The 19,765-nt window shown below is 68.2% G+C and carries 15 protein-coding genes; all 15 read left to right on the top strand.

Annotation, left to right across the window (positions count from 1 at the left end; genetic code table 11):
- The first annotated feature begins 121 nt into the window (after nt 1-121).
- The 15 genes from metG (at nt 122) to E3O22_RS01920 (ending at nt 19,755) form a co-directional block, all read left to right on the top strand.
- The gene (gene metG, locus E3O22_RS01850) at nt 122-1,684 is read left to right on the top strand and encodes a methionine--tRNA ligase (RefSeq protein WP_134393845.1); all 1,563 of its coding nucleotides are present in this window, start codon (nt 122-124) and stop codon (nt 1,682-1,684) included.
- A complete protein-coding gene (locus E3O22_RS01855; protein ID WP_370448396.1) occupies nt 1,677-2,654 on the top strand; it encodes a TatD family hydrolase in 978 nt (325 codons plus the stop codon). The genes metG and E3O22_RS01855 overlap by 8 nt, the downstream gene beginning before the upstream one ends.
- Before the next feature lie 236 nt (nt 2,655-2,890).
- Nucleotides 2,891-3,691 (top strand): 16S rRNA (adenine(1518)-N(6)/adenine(1519)-N(6))-dimethyltransferase RsmA, encoded by an 801-nt coding sequence (gene rsmA / locus E3O22_RS01860; RefSeq protein ID WP_241973333.1) that lies wholly within the window; start codon nt 2,891-2,893, stop codon nt 3,689-3,691.
- A 52-nt stretch (nt 3,692-3,743) separates the two neighbouring features.
- On the top strand, nt 3,744-4,679 hold the full coding sequence (locus E3O22_RS01865; protein WP_134393843.1) for a 4-(cytidine 5'-diphospho)-2-C-methyl-D-erythritol kinase: 936 nt from the start codon (nt 3,744-3,746) through the stop codon (nt 4,677-4,679).
- A gap of 148 nt (nt 4,680-4,827) precedes the next feature.
- Nucleotides 4,828-6,633, top strand: coding sequence for an ABC-F family ATP-binding cassette domain-containing protein (locus E3O22_RS01870; protein ID WP_134393842.1), 1,806 nt, complete (start codon nt 4,828-4,830; stop codon nt 6,631-6,633).
- Between the two features lie 196 nt (nt 6,634-6,829).
- Nucleotides 6,830-7,699, top strand: coding sequence for a MetQ/NlpA family ABC transporter substrate-binding protein (locus tag E3O22_RS01875; RefSeq protein ID WP_134393841.1), 870 nt, complete (start codon nt 6,830-6,832; stop codon nt 7,697-7,699).
- 66 nt (nt 7,700-7,765) lie between these two features.
- Nucleotides 7,766-8,827 (top strand): methionine ABC transporter ATP-binding protein, encoded by a 1,062-nt coding sequence (locus E3O22_RS01880; protein ID WP_134393840.1) that lies wholly within the window; start codon nt 7,766-7,768, stop codon nt 8,825-8,827.
- A 1-nt stretch (nt 8,828) separates the two neighbouring features.
- Nucleotides 8,829-9,488, top strand: a complete 660-nt coding sequence (locus tag E3O22_RS01885) for a methionine ABC transporter permease (RefSeq protein WP_134393839.1) — start codon at nt 8,829-8,831, stop codon at nt 9,486-9,488.
- Nucleotides 9,489-9,749: 261 nt separating this feature from the next.
- Nucleotides 9,750-10,220: a hypothetical protein gene (locus E3O22_RS01890; protein WP_134393838.1), complete on the top strand. Its 471-nt coding sequence runs from the start codon at nt 9,750-9,752 to the stop codon at nt 10,218-10,220.
- Complete coding sequence (locus E3O22_RS01895; RefSeq protein WP_241976477.1) at nt 10,217-11,029, top strand: lytic transglycosylase domain-containing protein; 813 nt, start codon at nt 10,217-10,219, stop codon at nt 11,027-11,029. Before E3O22_RS01890 ends, E3O22_RS01895 begins: the two co-directional genes overlap by 4 nt.
- 8 nt (nt 11,030-11,037) lie before the next feature.
- Nucleotides 11,038-12,879 (top strand): PASTA domain-containing protein, encoded by a 1,842-nt coding sequence (locus tag E3O22_RS01900; RefSeq protein ID WP_166784530.1) that lies wholly within the window; start codon nt 11,038-11,040, stop codon nt 12,877-12,879.
- A gap of 168 nt (nt 12,880-13,047) precedes the next feature.
- Nucleotides 13,048-14,088: a phosphate ABC transporter permease subunit PstC gene (pstC, locus tag E3O22_RS01905; RefSeq protein ID WP_134393836.1), complete on the top strand. Its 1,041-nt coding sequence runs from the start codon at nt 13,048-13,050 to the stop codon at nt 14,086-14,088.
- Nucleotides 14,088-15,413, top strand: a complete 1,326-nt coding sequence (gene pstA / locus E3O22_RS01910) for a phosphate ABC transporter permease PstA (RefSeq protein ID WP_134393835.1) — start codon at nt 14,088-14,090, stop codon at nt 15,411-15,413. Before pstC ends, pstA begins: the two co-directional genes overlap by 1 nt.
- Nucleotides 15,410-17,059, top strand: coding sequence for a phosphate ABC transporter substrate-binding protein PstS (pstS, locus tag E3O22_RS01915; protein ID WP_241976478.1), 1,650 nt, complete (start codon nt 15,410-15,412; stop codon nt 17,057-17,059). Before pstA ends, pstS begins: the two co-directional genes overlap by 4 nt.
- Nucleotides 17,056-19,755: a hypothetical protein gene (locus E3O22_RS01920; RefSeq protein WP_134393834.1), complete on the top strand. Its 2,700-nt coding sequence runs from the start codon at nt 17,056-17,058 to the stop codon at nt 19,753-19,755. Before pstS ends, E3O22_RS01920 begins: the two co-directional genes overlap by 4 nt.
- Nucleotides 19,756-19,765 lie beyond the last annotated feature (10 nt).

A 19,765-nucleotide genomic window follows, 5' to 3' on the forward strand; every position in this document is an offset into this window, starting at 1 on the left:
CCCTGCTCCGAACCGATTCGACCGAGATTTTGGCCGCCGCGGCTGCAGGACGCCCACCGCGACGAACGCGGCACAAGGTAACACGGCCAGTGGCATCCGCCGCTCCTAATAGGATAAGAGCATGTCCGACGGTTCATCTTTTTACATCACCACGCCCATTTTCTACGTGAATGATGTCCCCCACATCGGGCACGCCTATACCGAGGTGGCTGCCGACGTGCTCGCACGCTGGCACCGGCAGTCCGGCGAGGATGCCTGGCTGCTCACCGGAACGGACGAGCACGGGCAGAAGATCCTGCGCACCGCGACCGCCAACGGCGTCACGCCGAAGGAGTGGGCCGACCGTCTGGTCGAAACCGCCTGGAAGCCGCTGCTGAAGACGGTCGACATCCGCAACGACGACTTCATCCGTACCACCGATGTGCGCCACGAAGTGAACGCGCAGAAGTTCCTGCAGCACCTCTACGACTCCGGCCACATCTACACCGGCGAGTACGAGGGCTTCTACTGCGTCGGCTGCGAGGAGTACAAGCAGCCGAGCGACCTCATCGATGGGGTCGGCGAGTACGCCGGGCAGCAGGTCTGCGCCATCCACTCCATCCCCTGCGAGCTGCTGCACGAGAAGAACTACTTCTTTCGGATGAGCACGTTCGCCGACCAGCTCCTCGCCCTGTACGAGGAGAACCCGAACTTCGTACAGCCCGCGTCGGCGCGCAACGAGGTCATATCCTTCGTCAAGCAGGGCCTCAGCGACCTGTCGATCTCCCGCTCCAGTTTCGACTGGGGCATCAAGGTGCCTTGGGACGACAGCCACGTCGTCTATGTCTGGTTCGACGCCCTGCTCAACTACATCACCGCCGCCGGCTACGGCCACGACGACGAAAAGTTCAGCCGCCTCTGGCCGGCGACGCACGTCGTGGGCAAAGATATTTTGCGTTTTCACGCCGTCATCTGGCCTGCAATGCTCCTCGCCGCGGGCATCGAGGTGCCTCGCCAGGTCTTCGGCCACGGCTGGTTGCTCGTGGGCGGCGAGAAGATGAGCAAGTCCAAGCTCACCGGTATCGCCCCAAGCCAGATCACGGATACGTTCGGCTCCGACGCCTTCCGCTACTACTTCATGCGCGCGATCAGCTTCGGCCAGGACGGCTCTTTCTCCTGGGAAGACCTGTCCGCCCGGTACCAGTCCGAGCTGGCCAACGGCTTCGGCAACCTCGCCTCCCGCGTGATCGCCATGGTCGTGCGCTACTGCGACGGCGAGATCCCCACCGCCGTCGACTTCAGCGAAGCCGACGAGCTCATTCGCGGCACCGAGAAGAGGGTGACGGATGCCGCCACGCTGTCCATCGGACACCTCGCCATCCACGACGCCATCGCCGCGATTTGGGAACTGGTCGACGAGCTCAACGGCTACATCACCGCCCAGGAGCCGTGGTCGCTCGCGAAGGACCCGGCCAACCGGGACCGACTCGAAGCCGTGCTGGTCACCGCCGTGCGCGGACTGGGCACGCTCGCCGTGCTGCTCTCGCCGGTCGTACCGCAGGCCACGGCGAAGCTCTGGACCGCCCTCGGCGGCTTCGGACTGGTCACCGACCAGCGCATCGACCGGGCCTGGGAGTGGACCGGCGGCCCGCGGGTCTCCCCGCTCGAGGCGCTGTTCCCTCGCATCGAGGCCACGGTTGGCTAACGAGCCCGAGCCCGAGCCCGAGCCCGAGCCCGAGCCCGAAGCCGGCCCCGTGCGCCAGCGCGAAAAAGGCGCCGGCCGGGACCTGAGCTACCCGCCGCGGCCCGACCCGCTCGTCGTTCCGGTCTACGACAACCACACCCACTTGGAGATCGCCGACGGCGAGCAGTCGCTGAGCGTGGCCGAGCAACTCGACCGCGCGTCCAGCGTCGGCGTGCGCGGCGTCATCCAGGTCGGCGGCGACCTGAAGACCTCGCGCTGGTCGGCCGCGATGGCTGCCCGGGAGCCGCGCATGCTCGCGGCCGTCGCCATCCACCCCAACGAGGCCCCCGTCTACGAGGCCGCCGGCACCCTCGACGACGCCCTGGCCGAGATCGCCGAACTGGCGACGCGCCCGCGCGTCGTCGCCATCGGGGAGACCGGCCTGGACTTCTTCCGCACCGGCCCCGAAGGACACGCCAGCCAGCTCCGCTCCTTCGAGGCGCACATCGACATCGCCAAGCAGAACGGCCTCGCGCTGCAGATCCACGACCGCGACGCCCACGCCGCGGTGATCGAGACCCTGCTGCGGGTCGGTGCGCCCGATCGCACCGTCTTCCACTGCTTCTCCGGCGACGCCGAGATGGCCCGCATCCTCGCCGACAACGGCTGGTACCTCTCGTTCGCGGGAACCGTGACCTTCAAGAACGCCCGGAATCTGCGGGAGGCCCTGGCCGCGGTGCCGCGCGCTCTGCTGCTGGTCGAGACGGATGCCCCGTTCCTCACCCCCGCACCCTTCCGCGGCCGCCCGAACGCGCCGTACCTGCTGCCGCACACCCTGCGCGCCATGGCCGACCACCTCGAAACGGAGGCCACCATTCTCGCCACCCAGATTTCGTCCAACACCGAACTCGTCTACGGACGGTGGGACGCCGAACCGGTGACGGTCACCGAGCCAAAGCCCGACACGAGCCCGTTCGGAGGCCTCGCATGACCCCGCCCCGCCACGGCTACGCTCCCGGAGACGAACCCGAGGCCGGCACCCGACCCGTCAGCGACGAAGTGACCGGCGGCCGGCACGCCGCGCCGGCCGCCGTGCCGGAGTCGGCATCCGCTCTCGAAACGGATGCCGAGCCCGCGGACCCCGCGGCTGCACCCGCTGCGGCTCCAGCCGCCGCTCCCAGCGCACGGTCCCTCCTCGGCCCCGCCGAGATCCGCGACCTGGCCGAGATGCTGGGCGTCAACCCCACCAAGAAGCTCGGCCAGAACTTCGTCATCGACGGCAACACCGTGCGACGCATCGTCAAGGTCGCAACCGTCTCACCCGGCGACACCGTGCTGGAGGTGGGCCCCGGGCTGGGATCCCTCACGCTGGGGCTGCTCGAGACCGGCGCGACCGTCGTGGCCGTGGAGATCGATGACCGGCTCGCCGAGCAGCTGCCGCTGACGGTCGAGCTGATGCATCCCGGAGCGCCGCTCACCGTCATCCGCAACGACGCGCTCAAGATCACCGAACTGCCCGGCGACCCGAGCCGCCTCGTGGCGAACCTGCCCTACAACGTGTCGGTGCCGGTGCTGCTCTATCTGCTGGAGCACTTCTCCTCCATCCGGGCCGGAGTGGTCATGGTCCAGGCCGAGGTGGGGGAGCGCCTCGCGGCGCCATCCGGCAACAAGGTCTACGGCAGCCCGAGCGTCAAGGCCGCCTGGTACGGGGCATTCCGCACCGCCGGCAAGGTCAGCCGCCAGGTGTTCTGGCCGGTTCCCGGCGTCGATTCGATCCTGATCGCCTTCGAACGGCGCGCCCGGCCGCTTGAATCCGAGGAATTGCGCCGCGCCACCTTCGCCCTCGTCGATGCCGCGTTCCAGCAGCGCCGCAAAATGCTGCGCCAGTCGTTGTCCGCCGTTCTCGGTGACCCATCGAGTGCCACCGAGATCATGACGCGCGCCGGAATCGACCCTACCGAGCGCGGCGAGCAGCTCACGGTCGAGGACTTCCTGGCGATCGCCCGCGCCCAGCTCGCCGCACACTGACGCGTGCCGCCGCGGGGCAGTCGCGACTGTGCGGCTGGGCTAGGTTAGTCACATGACCAACCCGGCCCCTTCCCCCGTGGTGCATGCGCGGGCGCCCGGAAAGATCAACGTGTTCCTCAAGGTCGGTGCGGTCCTCGAAGACGGGTACCACGAGGTGGCCACCGCTTACCAGGCCGTGTCACTGTTCGAAGACGTGCGCGCTTGGCCGGCCGACGACTTCTCGGTCGTGTTCACCGGTCCCATAGACGCCTCGGGTCTCGCCGTCGACGGCAGCAACCTCGCCATCAAGGCCGCGCGCGCCCTGGCCCGTAAGGCCGGCTATCGCGGGGGAGTGCGCCTCTCGATCGAGAAGAACGTGCCCATCGCCGGCGGCATGGGTGGCGGGTCGGCGGATGCCGCGGCCACCCTCCTCGCGTGCGACACCCTCTGGGGAACCGACGCCACCCGCGACGACCTCATCGAGATCGCCGCGACCCTCGGCGCTGACGTCCCGTTCGCCTTCACCGGCGGCACCGCCATCGGCACCGGGCGCGGCGACCAGCTCAGCCCAGCCCTGGCCAAGGGGCAGTTCCACTGGGTGCTCGCCCTCGCCGACTTCGGCCTCTCGACCCCCGGCGTCTACAACGAGCTCGACCGCCACCGCGAACGCCACGCCCAGGACATCTTCCCTGCCCAGATCCAGCCCTCCGTCGACACCAACGTGCTCCAGGCGCTTCGGGCCGGCGACCCGCGGATGCTGGCCGAGGCCCTGCACAACGACCTGCAGGCTCCCGCGCTGCACCTGGCCCCCGGCCTGGGCAAGGTGCTCGAGTTGGGTGAGGCGAACGGCGCCCTGGCCGGCCTGCTCTCCGGCTCCGGCCCGACTGTGGCTTTCCTGGTCGCGGATGCCGACAGCGCCCTCGAACTCCAGGTCGCCCTGAGCGCGTCCCGCCTGCGCGTGGTACGCGCCACCGGTCCGGTGCACGGGGCCCGGATCATCCACGACTAGCTCCCCTTTTTTTGCCGCAACTGTGGCCCGATCGGACATCTGTTGCCGGTGTGTCGGCAACAGATGTCCGATTCGGCAACAGTCAGGCCACCGGGTGCGAAACCGGTGCGCGCGGGGCTCTCAGCCGCGCCAGCTAAACTTGAAGGCTATGGCACATTTGCTCGGGGCCGAGTCCCTGCACCTTGAATTTCCCACTCGCGTCATTTTTGACAGCGTCACCGCCGGTCTCAACGAAGGCGACCGGATCGGCGTCGTCGGCCGCAACGGCGACGGCAAGTCCACCCTGATGCGCCTGCTCGCCGGCCGGATGGAACCCGACGCGGGCCGCGTCACGCGCCGGCGCGGCGTCACCATCGGCATGCTCGACCAGTCCGACGACCTCGCTTCGGGCCAGACCGTGGGCCACACCATCGTCGGCGGCATCGACGAACACGTCTGGGCGGGCGACGCCAAGGTGCGCGACGTGATTGCGGGACTCGTGCGGGACATTCCCTGGGACGCCCTCGTCGATGACCTCTCCGGTGGCCAGCGCCGCCGGGTGGCTCTGGCCGCCGTGCTGATCGGTGACCACGACGTCATCTTCCTCGACGAACCCACCAACCACCTCGACGTGGAGGGCATCTCCTGGCTGGCCGGTCACCTGAAGACCCGCTGGGCCACGAACTCCGGCGGGCTGGTGGTCGTCACCCACGACCGGTGGTTCCTCGACGAGGTCTGCAACATGACCTGGGAGGTGCACGACCGCCTGATCGAACCCTTCGAGGGAGGCTACGCCGCCTACATCCTGCAGCGCGTCGAACGCGACCGGATGAGCAGCGTGATGGAGGGCAAGCGCCAGAACCTGATGAAGAAGGAACTGGCCTGGCTGCGGCGCGGTGCCCCCGCCCGCACCGCGAAGCCCAAGTTCCGCATCGACGCCGCCAACGAGCTGATCGAGAACGAGCCGCCGCCCCGCGACACCGTGTCGATGCAGTCGATGGCCATGCAGCGACTCGGCAAGGATGTCGTCGACCTGATCGACATCGGAGTGAAGTTCGGCGAGAAGACCGTGCTGAACGACATCACCTGGCGCATCGCACCGGGCGAGCGCACCGGCATCATGGGCGTCAACGGCGCCGGCAAGAGCACGCTGTTGAACCTGGTGGCCGGCACGCTGATGCCCACTACGGGCACGGTCAAGCGTGGCAAGACCATCAAGGTCGCCGTGCTCACCCAGCAGCTGTTCGAGCTCGACGGCATCCAGAACGACCGCGTCAGCGAGGTTATCGGCCGCCAGAAGACGTCGTACATGGCCGGCGGCAAGGAGATCACGCCCGGCCAGATGCTCGAGCGCATGGGCTTCATGAGCGCCCAGCTGACCACCCAGGTCAAGGACCTCTCCGGTGGCCAGAAGCGGCGCCTGCAGCTGCTTCTGATCGTGCTCGACGAGCCGAACGTGCTGATCCTCGACGAGCCCACCAACGACCTGGACACCGACATGCTCGCGGCCATGGAAGACCTGCTCGACTCCTTCCCCGGCACCCTGCTCGTCGTCTCGCACGACCGGTACCTGATCGAGCGCGTCACCGACAACCAGTACGCGGTCACCGAGGGCGGCTTCCGCCACCTTCCCGGCGGTGTGGACCAGTACCTCGAGATGCGCAGGAAGCAGACGAGCGGCATCGACAAGCCCGCCGAGGCGAACGCGGCGAACACCTCCGGCGGGAAGGCGTCGCGTAAGCTCGCCATCGGCGGCGCCGACCTCCGCAACGCGCAGAAGGAACTCGCCTCCATCGATCGCAAGGTCGCCAAGCAGAATGCGCGGGTCGCGGCCCTGCACGAGAGCCTCGCCGTGCACGACCAGTCCGACTTCGACGGCCTTGGCGTGCTCAGCACCGAACTACAGACGCTGGAGTCCGCCATCGCGGGCTTCGAAACCCGCTGGATCGAACTCTCTGAGCTGATCGAGGGTTAGTTTCGCAGATGCTGTGACCGCGTGTGACGGAGGAGCGCACGCGGCGCAGCATCTGCCGATAGCCTTGGGACGTGCCTCGCGATGCAGCGGCACAGACTCCCACCCCTTCTCGACCCGTGGTTCTTCTGTGCCCGAAAAACGCGCCGGCATCCGCCGCCGACCAGACGGCACCACAGCTGACAAAGGGAACCCCATCGTGAAGAAGAAACTGCTCGCCGCCCTCGCGGTCGTACCGCTCGCCGCACTGCTCGCCGGTTGCTCCGGCGCGGCCGCCGACGAGACCGTTAAGATCGGCGTCGTCGGTGCGAGCGACCCCTACTGGGCCGTCTACGAGGAGGCCGCGGCGGATGCCGGCATCACGGTCGACATCGTCGACTTCGCCGAATTCGGGCAGCCGAACCCGGCCCTCTCCGCGGGCGAACTCGACCTGAACCAGTTCCAGCACATCGTCTACCTCGCCGAATACAACGTGGCCAGCAAGGACGACCTGACGCCGGTCGGCGCCACCGCGATCTACCCGCTCGCCCTGTACTCCACCCAGTACGACGACGTCAATGAGATCAAAAAGGGCGACACCGTCGCGGTGCCGAACGACGCGAGCAACCTGGCCCGCGCGCTGCTCGTGCTGCAGTCCGCGAAGCTGATCACGCTGAGCGACGGCGGCAGCATCTACTCGACCCTCGACGACATCGACACCAAGAAGTCCAAGGTCACCGTGACCGCGCTCGAGGCGTCGCTCACCGCCACATCTCTTCCTGACGTTGCCGCTGCGATCATCAACAACGACTTCGTCGAGAAGGCCGGCCTAAAGGTCGATGACGCCCTCGCCCAGGACGACCCCACCGACCCCAACGCGTTGCCGTACGTGAACGTTTTCGCGGCCCGCGCCGAGGACAAGGACAACCCCACGTACCAGAAGCTGGTCGAGATCTACCAGACAACGAAGGCCGTTCAGGACGGCGTGCTCGACGTGTCCGCCGGGTCCGCCGTGATGGTCCAGACTCCGGTCGCCGACCTCGAGTCGTCCCTTGCCACGGTCGAGAAGGACACCGCAGCCCAGAAGTAGCGCTGTCCGACCTCAGCCCAGCACAGCCGCCCAGCCCGGCGCCACGCCAGTCAGTAAGGACGTCCCATGCCCGCCCCCACCCCCGTTGTCGAACTGCGTGACGTGAGTAAGGTGTACCTGCCCACGACCCGGGGCGGGGCCGAGGTCGTCGCCATCGACAAGGTCAGCCTCACGATCGACGCCGGGGACGTCTACGGCATCATCGGTTATTCGGGGGCAGGCAAGAGCACCCTGGTGCGGCTTGTGAACGCCCTCGAACGGTCGACGTCGGGCGAGATCCTGATCAACGGCACCGACATCGCCCGCCTGCCCGAGCGGGAGCTGCGCCCGGTGCGGCTGGGCATCGGGATGATCTTCCAGCAGTTCAACCTTCTGGGGTCACGCTCCGTCGCGGCGAACGTCGCCTATCCGCTCGAGGTGGCCGGCCAAACGAAGGAGAAGCGCCGGGCCCGGGTTGCCGAGATGCTCGACTTCGTCGGGCTCGGCGACAAGGCGGGCGCCTATCCCGACCAGCTCTCCGGCGGCCAGAAGCAGCGCGTGGGCATCGCGCGGGCCTTAGCCAGCCAGCCGGACATCCTGCTCGCCGACGAGGCCACCAGCGCCCTCGACCCGGAGACCACCTCCGAGGTTCTGGACCTGCTCGGGCGGGTGAATAAGGAATTCGGGGTCACCATCATCGTGATCACGCACGAGATGGATGTCATCCAGACCCTGGCGACGAAGGTCGCCGTGATGGACCAGGGCCGGGTGATCGAGCGCGGCGACGTATTCGACGTGTTCTCGAACCCGCAGCAGGCGGCCTCCGCCCGGTTCGTCTCGACCGTGGTCAAGGGTCTCCCTTCTTCGTCGGAACTCGCCGTGCTGCGGCGGCGTCACCCGGGTCGCCTCGTCACGCTGGCGTTCCGCGACAGCAGCGTCGATCAGGCCCGCGTGTTCGGCGAGTTCGTCTCCGCCGGCGTCACCTTCGAGGTCGTCTACGGCGGTATCAACGAGATCCAGGGCCGGTCGTTCGGGCACCTGACGCTGGCACTGGCCACGCCGGGGGCGACGGATGCCGCGGCCGACGCCGCCATCGACGCCGCGCTCGACCGGGTGCGAACCCTCACGACCGTGACCGAGGTGCGCTGAGATGGACAGTCTGATCGACCTGTTGCCCGAACTCTGGATCGCCGCGGGGGAGACCCTCTACATCGTCGGTCTCACGCTCTTCTTCGGCGGGATTGGCGGCCTGCTCGTGGGCCTCGGCCTGTATCTGACCCGCGCCGGCAGCATCCTCGAGAACCGCGGGGTCTTCGTGGTGCTGAACCTGCTGGTGAACATCGTGCGGCCGATCCCGTTCATCATCTTCCTGGCCGCCGCCCAGCCGCTGGCGCGGGTCGTGGTGGGAACCGGCATCGGAAACGCGGCGATCATCTTCACGATCTCTCTCGCGGCATCCTTCGCCATGGGACGGATCGTGGAGCAGAACCTGCTCACCGTGACGCCGGGCGTGATCGAGGCGGCCCGCAGCGTGGGGGCCGGGCCGATCCGGATCATCTTCACCGTGCTGCTGCCCGAGGCGCTCGGCCCGCTCATCCTCGGCTACACCTTCATCTTCGTGGCGCTCGTGGACATGTCGGCGGTCGCCGGCTACGTCGGCGGCGGCGGGCTCGGAAACTTCGCGCTGCTCTACGGCTACCGCCAGTTCAATCCTGTGGTGACCTGGGCGGCCGTGCTGCTGATCATCGTGCTCGTACAGCTGGTGCAGTTCCTCGGAAACTGGCTGGCCCGGAAGGCATTCCGCCGGTAGGACGACCCCCGAGTGTGGGACATCTTTCGCGCGTTCTTACAGCGCCGGCCATCCCTCGTTCACCTCCGGTTCAGGTGATGCTCCCGGACCGGACATTCGTGGGCTGGAAAGTACACGCGGGGTCGGCCTATCCGAGCCGCTTACACGTCACAGTGGCCCCTTCGCTGCATCATCCTTGCCCAGGGAGTCATCTTGTCGCCGAGCCCGAGCATCGTCTTCTCGGCGTTTGAATCCGCCGCCGACCCCCGATTGCACGGATGGGTGGCTTTCCGTGAAAGTGTGCAGAATGTCGCCACTCCCGTTAGGGCGGTCGCCGTGCGGGACGGGCACCGCGCCGGTCCCTTGCTCACGGGAGCGCCGCGGCACTCCGGCATCTGGCGACTGCTCGCCTCGAACCGGCGCGAGCTCGGCCGTAGCTCCTCCGTCTACGCAACGTTCTCCAGCGCGCGAACCCACGTCCTCGAACTCAAAGGCCAGTGCGATTCGATGGTTGCCACGGTTGTCACGGGTCCCAGGGCCGGCACACACGGGTGGGTGATCAGCGTCGGTGATGTAGTCGTGATGACTGCAGGGCGCTGGTATGGCGCGGCGTCGACCAGCCGTGAGGCCTCGGCTGGAACCATTGAGGCTTTCCACAGCGCGCTCGTCGGTGCGGACGCCCGTCACGCCACGGAGGCCGGGCAGCGCGGCAACCGGGTCCTCTCCGACGAGGAACGGGCACTGTCCTGGTGACCGTGCGCAAGCACCGCGGAACCACCATGATCGCCACGGTCGCCGGCCTCTCCGTACTCGGCTGGCTGGTCTTCGGCTGGCTGGTACCCGGTTTCCAGGCACCCGAGGGCGTGCGGGCCAGTGTCGCACCGGCCGCGGCGGCGGTCATCACCACCGTGCCGCCAGAGCTTGCCCGATCGCTGCCCGCGGCCGAACCAGCGCCCGCCACGCTTGCCCTGCCGACGGCTGCGCCTCCGATTGATGGCAATGCGGCGCTCGCCGACCCTGCCTGGGCCGTCCGCGTCTCCCAAGCGGCCGGCATCCCCGTGCGCGCCCTGCTTGGCTATGCGGGGGCGTCCCTGGCCCTGGCGGCCGAGCGGCCGAGCTGCCGCCTCGGCTGGACTACCCTGGCAGCCCTCGGCAACATCGAATCCGAGCACGGCACCCACAACGGTTCGGAGCTCGGAGCCGATGGCGCCGCCCGCCCGGGCATTTTCGGCCCGGCACTCGACGGCAATGCCTTCGACGCGATGGGCGACACCGACCGTGGGGCCTGGGACGGCAGCACCGAAGGGGACCGTGCGGTCGGGCCACTGCAGTTCATCCCCGCGACCTGGCAGCGGTGGGGTGCCGATGGGAACGGCGACGGCGTCGACGACCCGCAACAAATCGACGATGCCGCCCTCGCTGCCGGCCGTTACCTCTGCCACTATGGCGAGCTGTCCCGGCCCGATCGCTGGCGCGCCGCCGTGTTCGCCTACAACCACGTCGATTCCTACGTGAACGCGGTCGCCGCGACGGCCGATTCCTACGCCGATCTGGCAGGTTGAGGAGTTTCGTGACGGACAAGACCCCGGCTGGAGACGGCCTGATCTCCGGCAGGTACCGGCTCGGCGATCTTCTCGGTACCGGTGGGTCGGCATCCGTTTTCGCCGCCGTCGACACCGCCACGTTTTCGGACGGTGACGTCGGCGCCCACCGGGCGGTCGCACTCAAGATCCTGCACCCGCACCTGTCGCGGTCCGACCACTCCCGGCGGGCGTTCCTCGCCGAGGCCACGGCGGCGGCCGGCCTGCGGCACCCGAACATCGCACAGGTGCTCGGCATCGGCGTGCACGACACGGGAGAGGAACCGCAGGCCTGGATTGCCCTCGAACTCGTGCCCGGCATCACCCTCGCGGAGCACATCGAGCGGAACGGTGCCCTCGAGCCGGGCCAGGCGCTCACCATCGCCTCGGCCGTGTTGCGAGCGCTCGAGGCCTCACATGCTCGTGGACTGATCCACCGGGATGTGTCCCCGGCGAACATCATGGTCGACACCGACGACGGGGGAGGATTCTTGATCGGGGATGTTCGGTTGCTCGATTTCGGTCTGGCGGATGCCGCCGGCAGGCCGGTCCTCGGAACCGACGTCCTGCGCAGCGCACCCGCGCCGCAGGCCCGGGAGGATCAAAAGGCTCCGGGTCTGTCAATCGAAGCCGTCGCCCCGGGCGTCCTGGGCAGTGTGTACTACATGTCGCCGGAGCAGGCCCGCGGCGGCGTCGTCGACGAACGAGGCGACCTCTACCAGCTCGGTGGCGTACTTCACTTCGTGCTCACCGGGAAGCCGCCGTTCTCGCGAGATTCGGCTGCTGCCGTGATGCGGGCTCACGTGCTGGCGCCCCCGCCGGTGCCCTCGGTCCTGCGTTCCGGTATTCCTCGCGCCGTCGACCGGATCGTAGTCAAAGCGCTGATGAAGGATCCCGCGAGCCGATTCCAGTCTGCCGCCGAGATGGCGGGCGGTATCGGAATCCTGATAGCCTCCGGCGTTGTCGGCCCGGCCGGGCGGGGCCGAGCGGCGGGAGATGAGCGCACCCGGGTATTCGGGCAGACCGCCGCACCGGCATCCGACGAACCGGGATCCGTCGCACCGGGATCCGAGGCCCCGGCCGGCGACTTACCGGGTCCCGACTGGGCGCGCAGCGGCCGCACCCGGAGCGGCAGCGGGCTCTGGCTTCTGGCCCTGCTGGTCGTCGGGGGCATCGCCGTCGGCTGGGTCGTGGCCGCGGGCGGGTCCGAGCCGGCGTCGATCGCCGTCGCGAGCAGTCTCCCCACGTCGCCGCCGACGCCGAGCCCGGTGCCCGCGACCGACGGCATTTCAACGGACATCCTGATTCAGAGAGTTCGGATGCCCGAGCTCACCTCCTTGACCCTCGCTGCAGCCCGAGCAGCGCTCGCCGAGGCCGGACTGGAGGTCGGCGCCGTCGAGACGCAGGCCTCGGCCCTGCCGGCCGACACCGTCCTGGCGAGCCTCCCGGCCGAGGGAACCCGCATCGATCCAGGCCGCACGGTCGACCTCGTCATCGCCTCCGGATCGAACGCGATCCCGACGGTGCGGGGACTCACCCAGGCCGCGGCTGCTGTCGCCTTCGAGGAGGCCGGTTTCGTCGTGCTGACTGAGTCCCGTGCGGACTCTACGGTGCCGCCGGGCACGGTGCTCGCAAGCCTTCCGGCGGCACAAACGGTGTGGCGTCTGGGGACAACCGTTACATTGATCGTGGCGAGCGCGGCCTTTCCCGTGCCTGAGGTACCTCCGACTCCCGCCCCGACGTCCACATCGCAGACGCCGACGCACGCGCCGACGAACGCCCCGGACCCGGGCGCGACCCCGGCGCCCGCGGCCACGTCAGCCTCCCGCTGAGCCGACGCCGCGGCGGCGGCGATCACGCCCGGTCAACTCTCCACTCCGCGTCCATCTCTAGCTGGACAAATCGACGCTCAGTGTTAACCCAGCGCCCCAAACATATGTCTCGGACGTGCTACCGCCGCGTTCGTTCCGCTCCCCACACCCGAATGTGCAAGGACACCCATGTCGTTTTCGACCCTCTTCGACGCGCCTGCGGTCGAGCCGCCAACGGTCGATCCGGCGAACCCGGACTCGTCCCCGCGCCGCTTACTCACAGCACGTCCCTCGGTCTCGGACTCGGTGTTCCGTTCGGTGGCCTTCTTCGCCGGCTGCATCACCGTGGCGATCATGCTCGCCGTGGGCGTGTTCCTGTCGTTGCGTGCCTCGGAGGCCCTCGGCGTCGCCGGATTCAGTTTTCTGGTCGAGCAGGACTGGTCGCCGGAGTCGCAGAAATTCGGCATCGCATCCGTCTTGTTCGGCACCATCACGATCGCGGTGATCGCGATGTGCGTCGCCGTGCCGCTCGCCCTCGGCACGGCCCTGCTCATCTCCGAGGTCGCCCAGGGCCGGATGCGCTCCACGCTCGTCACGCTCGTCGACCTGATGGCCGCCGTGCCAAGTGTGGTCTTTGGCCTCTGGGGTGTCTTCTTCCTGCAGGCCAACGTGATCCCGGTCGCCACCTGGATCTCCACCTACTTCGGCTGGATCCCGTTCTTCCGGGTCGAGGACATCACCGGCCAGACCCTGACCGAGGCGAGCGCCTTCACCTCCTCGGCGTTCATCGCCGGCATCGTGGTGGGCCTCATGGTGGTGCCCACCCAGACCTCGGTGATGCGCGAGGCCTTCTCCCAGGCTCCGATCGGCGAACGCGAGGCCGCGTTCGCCCTCGGGTCGACGCGGTGGGGCATGATCCGTGCGGTCGTGCTGCCCTTCGGTCGCGGCGGCATCATCGGCGGCACCATGCTCGGCCTCGGCCGAGCCCTCGGTGAGACCATCGCCGTCTACATGATCATTTCCCCGATCTTCACAATCAACTGGGAGGTGCTGAAGACCGGCACCAACTCCGTCTCCGCACTCATCGCCCTCCGCTACGGCGAGTCCAGCTCGTTCGGCCTCTCCGCGCTGATGGCAGCCGGGCTTGTCCTGTTCCTGATCACCCTCGTGATCAACTTCACGGCCTCGTCGATCGTGGCACGGTCCCGATCCGGGGCAGAGAGCGACTGATGACGATCCTCCTCGAACCCACCGGAACGGTCACCCCCGAACCGACACCGACGGCCCCGGCGCACACCACCACGATCCCGTCCCCCGGGGGCGCCCCGATCGGCCCGCGACGCCGGGTGCGCGGCGCCCGCCTCGACGACCGGTTCAATGTGCTCGGCGCCGCCTCCGCAGGCATCGCCGTCGCTGTGCTGCTGTTCGGTTGGTTCAGTCCGCTCTCCGGCGGCGTCGGCTGGCTGCTCGTGGCCTTCATCGCCTTCATCGGCTTCTACGCCCTGCTCGTGAGCTTCGCCAGCGACTGGCAGGAGGTCAAGGACCGGGTGATGGGGGTGTTGCTCGCCAGTGCCGGGGTGGTGCTGTTCGGCGCGCTGGTCTTCGTGGTGGCGTTTACGCTGGTGCGCGGCCAGGAGGCCCTGCCGCACCTGAACTTCTTCACGCAGAGCATGGAGCTCGCCGGCCCGCTGGACGGCCTCGAGGTCGGTGGAATCGTGCACGCGATCCTGGGCACGCTGATGCAGATCTCGATGGCCCTCGCCATCACGATCCCGCTCGGAATCCTGACGGCGCTCTTCCTCAACGAGGTCGGCGGCAAGTTCGCCCGCTTCGTGCGCACGATTTCGGATGCGATGACGGCCCTGCCCTCCATCGTCGCCGGACTCTTCGTCTATTCCGCGATCATCGTGTTGATCACCCATCAGCGCTCGGGCTTCGCTGCGGCGATGGCCATCACCGTCATGATGCTGCCCATCGTCATCCGGGCCTCCGACATCGTGCTGCGGCTTGTGCCCGGCAACCTGCGCGAGGCCGCCTACGCCCTCGGGTCGACCCGGTGGCGCACGGTGTGGCACGTCGTTCTGCCGACGGCCCGGCCCGGTCTGGCCACGGCCGTGATCCTCGGCACGGCTCGCGGAATCGGCGAGACCAGTCCGGTGCTGCTCACATCCGGGGTGACCGCCGTCGTCAACTGGAACCCGTTCGAGGGTCCGATGATTTCCCTGCCGCTGCAGGTCTTCGACTTCGTCAAGTCCCCGGAGCCGAACATGATCGCCCGCGGCTTCGGCTCCGCTGCCGTGTTGATCCTGTTGGTGCTCGCACTCTTCGCGATCGCCCGCCTGATCGGGGGTAAGGGTCCCGGCCAGCTGGGCCGCCGGCAGCAGGAGCGGGTCGTCGCGGCATCCGCTCGCGACCTTCAGCGCATCACCCTTCAGGGCGACCGCCGAGTCCTGCTCGACGCCTCGGCCGCGCAGGACGACCACCGGCCACCGCCATCCGCGCCTACGCCATCCGCCCCACCGTCAGACCCCAACCCGAAGGAGACGTCCTCGTGACGCGCCAGCCCCGGCGGATTCGTGCAATCCGCGCCCTGTTCGCCCTTACCGTCGTGCTGGTCAGCGTGCTCGGCACCGTGCCTGCCCAGGCCGTGAGCTACGACCCGATCACCGGCACCGGCTCGACCTGGTCGCAGAACGCCCTCGACCAGTGGCGCAAGAACGTGGCCTCGAACTATGGCATGACCGTCAACTACTCGGGCGTCGGCTCGTCGGCCGGCCGGCGTGACTTCGTCGCTGGCAACGTCGACTTCGCCGTCAGCGAGATCCCGTTCCAGACCCGGCCGGAGGACAACTCGGCCCCCGAGGTGCCGTCCCGCGGCTACGCGTACATGCCGATTGTGGCCGGCGGCTCCTCGTTCATGTACAACCTCAAGATCGGCGGGGTGCGGGTCTCCAACCTGCGCCTCAGCGGTGAGGTGATCACCAAGATCTTCACGGGCGTCATCACCAAGTGGAACGACCCGGCGATCCAGACCGACAACCCCGGCCTGGCGATGCCCGACAAGGGCATCGTGCCGGTCGTTCGCTCCGACGGCTCCGGGTCGACCGCCCAGTTCACCCTCTGGATGTCCAAGCAGCACCCTGACCTGTGGAGCGCCTTCTGCGCCAAGGTCGGCCGCACCTCCTGCGGTCTCACCTCCCAGTACCCGACTTACGGCAACGCCAAGGCACAGAGCGGCTCCTCCGGCGTGGCCGGTTATGTGAGCCAGGACTACGGCGAAGGCGCGATCACCTACGTCGAGTACTCCTACGCCCTCGAAGCCGGATTCCCGGTGGCCAAGGTGCTCAATGCGGCCGGCTATTACGTGGAACCCACCGCCGACTCGGTCGCGGTGGCCTTGCTCCAGGCGCAGATCAAGACGGATGTCCCCGTCACCAGCCCCGACTACCTCACCCAGATCCTCGACGGCGTCTACAACAACGCCGACGCGCGCAGCTACCCGTTGTCGAGCTACTCCTACATGATCGTTCCGACCGCGGTCGGCGGTGTCTTCACGGAGAAGAAGGGCCTCACCCTGGGGGCCTTCGCAAACTACATGCTCTGCGAGGGGCAGCAGCAGGCGGAGGCTCTCGGGTACTCGCCGCTGCCGATGAACCTCGTGCTGGCCGGGTTCGACCAGATCAAGCGGGTGCCCGGCGCGGATGTCTCCGGCGTGGACATCAACAAGTGCAACAACCCGACGTTCAAGCCCGGCGATTCGCCCTCGAGTAACCAGCTGGCCGTGACGGCCGCGCAGCCCGCCGAGTGTGACAAAGTCGGCACCAGCCAGTGCACGACCGGCACCGCCGGCGCGCCGGGCGATACTCCGACCTCCGGTACGGGCACCGGCGGCACCGCCGCGGGCGGTGCCGCGGCGGCCGATGCCGCTGCGGGTGCTGCTGGGGGTGGCGTGGCGGCCGGCCCAACGGATGCCGTGGCCGCGGTCTACGACGAGAACGGTGCCCTGGTCTCGGCCGGAGGCACCGGTTCCGGGGTTGTGGGCAACGCGGTGGCCTCGCCGTTCACCCTCCCCGACACCGGCTGGGGAGCCCAGCAGGGCATTATGCTCTTCGCCGGAATCCTCCTGATCGGGTCGGCTGTGCTGCCGCCGGTGCTCTGGCGGCGGCTGAAGCCGCTGGCCGCGAAAGCGGGCTTGAAATGACGCGCCGTACCGTTGCCACGGAGTCGATCTGGGTCCGTGCGGGTGCCAGCGGAATCGTCGTCGGTTTAGTCGTGGGGATCGGGGTATCGGTTCTCGGCGCGCTAGCCCCGTCGCCGGCGTCCGCCGACACCTCGAGCGCCGTCACGGTCACCGCGGCGAGCGCGATCACGCCCACCGGGTCACCGTTTCCCGACCTCGCGGTGACGGTGTCGAAGACGACGGACCTCACATCTGAGGGTGTGCTCGTCAGTTGGACCGGTGCAGGCAATAAGAAGTCCACCCGGCCGCAGGGCAACGTGGGCGGTGAGAATTTCCTGCAGATCGCGCAGTGCTGGGGCGAGGACCCGTTGCATCCCGGGCATCCCGACCGCACGACCTGCCAGTACGGCGCTTTCGCAAACGCGGGGCGCGACTCTGGGGTCGTACCCAACGTCGACCCCGAAGATCCTGAAGCGGTCGAGGCCGCCAAGGGTCTGGCCCCGAACATCGCGGCAGAGGATGAGCAGTACACCACCCCGAACTACGGCGCTTCCGCGGGCCCGTTCACGGCTATCCCTTTCAGGGCGGCCAGCGGCGAGTCCATTTCGGCGGTCTTCAAGAACACCGGTTCCTCCGTGCCGACCCACTACATCACCGACACAGCAGGCAAGGTACAGACCGCCCGCGGTGACGCGACCGCCGATGGCGTTACCCTGCCGAGCGGCATCGTCGGCGTCGACCTGGCGTCGAACCAGTTCTACACCCCGTTCACCTCGAATGAGATCAAGTGGGCCGGGTCCGATGACACCGGCACCGGGTCAGCGAAGTTCGAGATGCAGACGTCGATGCAATCACCGGGCCTCGGCTGCGGCCAACCGGTCATCGTCACCGGGCAGCCGACGACGGGCCAGTCCTGCTGGCTCGTGATCATCCCCCGAGGCACCGGTGACTCTGGAGTGACCCAGATCATCCGCCCCGGCCTGTTCTGGGATGCATGGCAGCACAGCGTCGCCGTCAAGCTCGATTTCAAGACCGTCGGCATCCGTTGTGAGATCGGCAGCTCCGAAGCGCAGCTGAGCGGCAGTGAGCTCATCGCCGGTGCGATCTCCTCCTGGCAGCCCGAGTTGTGCGCCGGCACGAACGGTTCGGCCTTCGTGCTGTCGACCGGCAGTGAGGCCGATTCCCTCGCCTCGGCTGCACAGAAGGTCCCGGGACCACTTGCCTTCACGTCTAGGCCCTACAGCACCACCGCCGCGGACCCCCTGCAATACGCCCCGGTCGGCATCGCCGGTATCACGGTGAGTTTTGCGATCGACAGACGTGTCAGGCCATCCGGGGATGTTCCGCAGGCCTACATCGACGCCGAGACCCAGGCTTTCAAGACGGTGAATCTCACGCCGCGACTGCTGGCGAAACTTCTCACCGCGTCCTACATCGGTTCCCTGCCGCCGGGCGCCGACCTCACCCACGTGAACTACACGAGCTACGCCGAGCAGGGAAAGAATGCGGCCAACATCACGCGTGACCCGGAGTTCCTCAAGATCAACGACCCGGAGTGGGCCTACCAGGACCTGAATAGCATCTCGCTCTCCGATGTGCTCGCGCCCTCCGGCCGCTCCGATCTGGCCACACAACTGTGGCACTACGTATTAGCGGATACCGAGGCGGTCGCCTTCTTGAACGGCACCCCCGACGAGTCGGGCATGATCGTGAACCCGTACTACTCCACCAGCACCGCGGTGAACCCGACCGGCACGGGGCTGACCCTCCCCAAAGACAGCTTACCCAAGGCCGACCCGGTCGAGACTGTCCCCGATACCGCTTCCACCGCTCCGGGTCCTGTGAACCTTGTTACGTGGCGGCCCTACGCCTCTGATTGGGAAACCGGTGCCTACTTGACACTGCGCGGCGACGGGCAGGCGCTGGGCGAGTGGGATCTCAATGCCACCCCGCGTAAGTACCAGAAGGCCGTGCGCAGTCTCGCGGGCGATCAGGCAGTGCTCGGTCTCACCACGACGGCGTCCGCAGCTCGCTTTCAGAATGTGACGGCGTCACTGAGGAACTCTGCCGGGGAATTCGTCGCGCCGACGTCGGGGTCGATGCTCGCGGCGGCCAGCGCAATGACACCCACGCCCACACAGTCGAAGGTGCTCGAGTACGATCCACAGTCGGCGCAGGCGATGGCGGCGCCCACTGCCTACCCGCTGACGATGCCGGTCTACGCGGCCCTGAATCCACTGCAGACCGACGCGGCCCTCCGTGCCAAGTACGCGAACCTGATCACCTACGCCGCATCGCGGGGCCAGGTCCCCGGCACGGCCCTGGGGCAGCTCCCGGCGGGCTACGCGCCGATGCCACAAGCCTGGATCGCCCAAGCCCTGCTGGCGGCGACGGCGATCAAGGACGGCATCAGCCCGATTACGAAGCCTGTCTCCCCATCGATCCCTGCGGCGGCCTCCAGCGGCGCGACGGCCACCTACTCCCGTCCGGCGGCAGCCAGCGCGGCGACCGCCGTTGCGGCCGCCGCGGCGCCCGTCACCGGTGTCGCAGCCGATCCCGCGGCGACAGGCTCAGCGGCAGGCCCGCTCGTCGGCAAGCCGACCCCCGACGACCCTGCCATCGGCCCGGTCTCTGCTGCGGTTCCCGCTGGACTACTCGCCGGACTGTTCGCAGCAGGCTCGGTTCCCATGATTTCGCGCTTCAGGAGACGATTCTGATGCCGCGTAC

The sequence above is a fragment of the Cryobacterium sp. TMT2-18-2 genome, from assembly GCF_004402245.1.
Classification (GTDB): domain Bacteria; phylum Actinomycetota; class Actinomycetes; order Actinomycetales; family Microbacteriaceae; genus Cryobacterium; species Cryobacterium sandaracinum.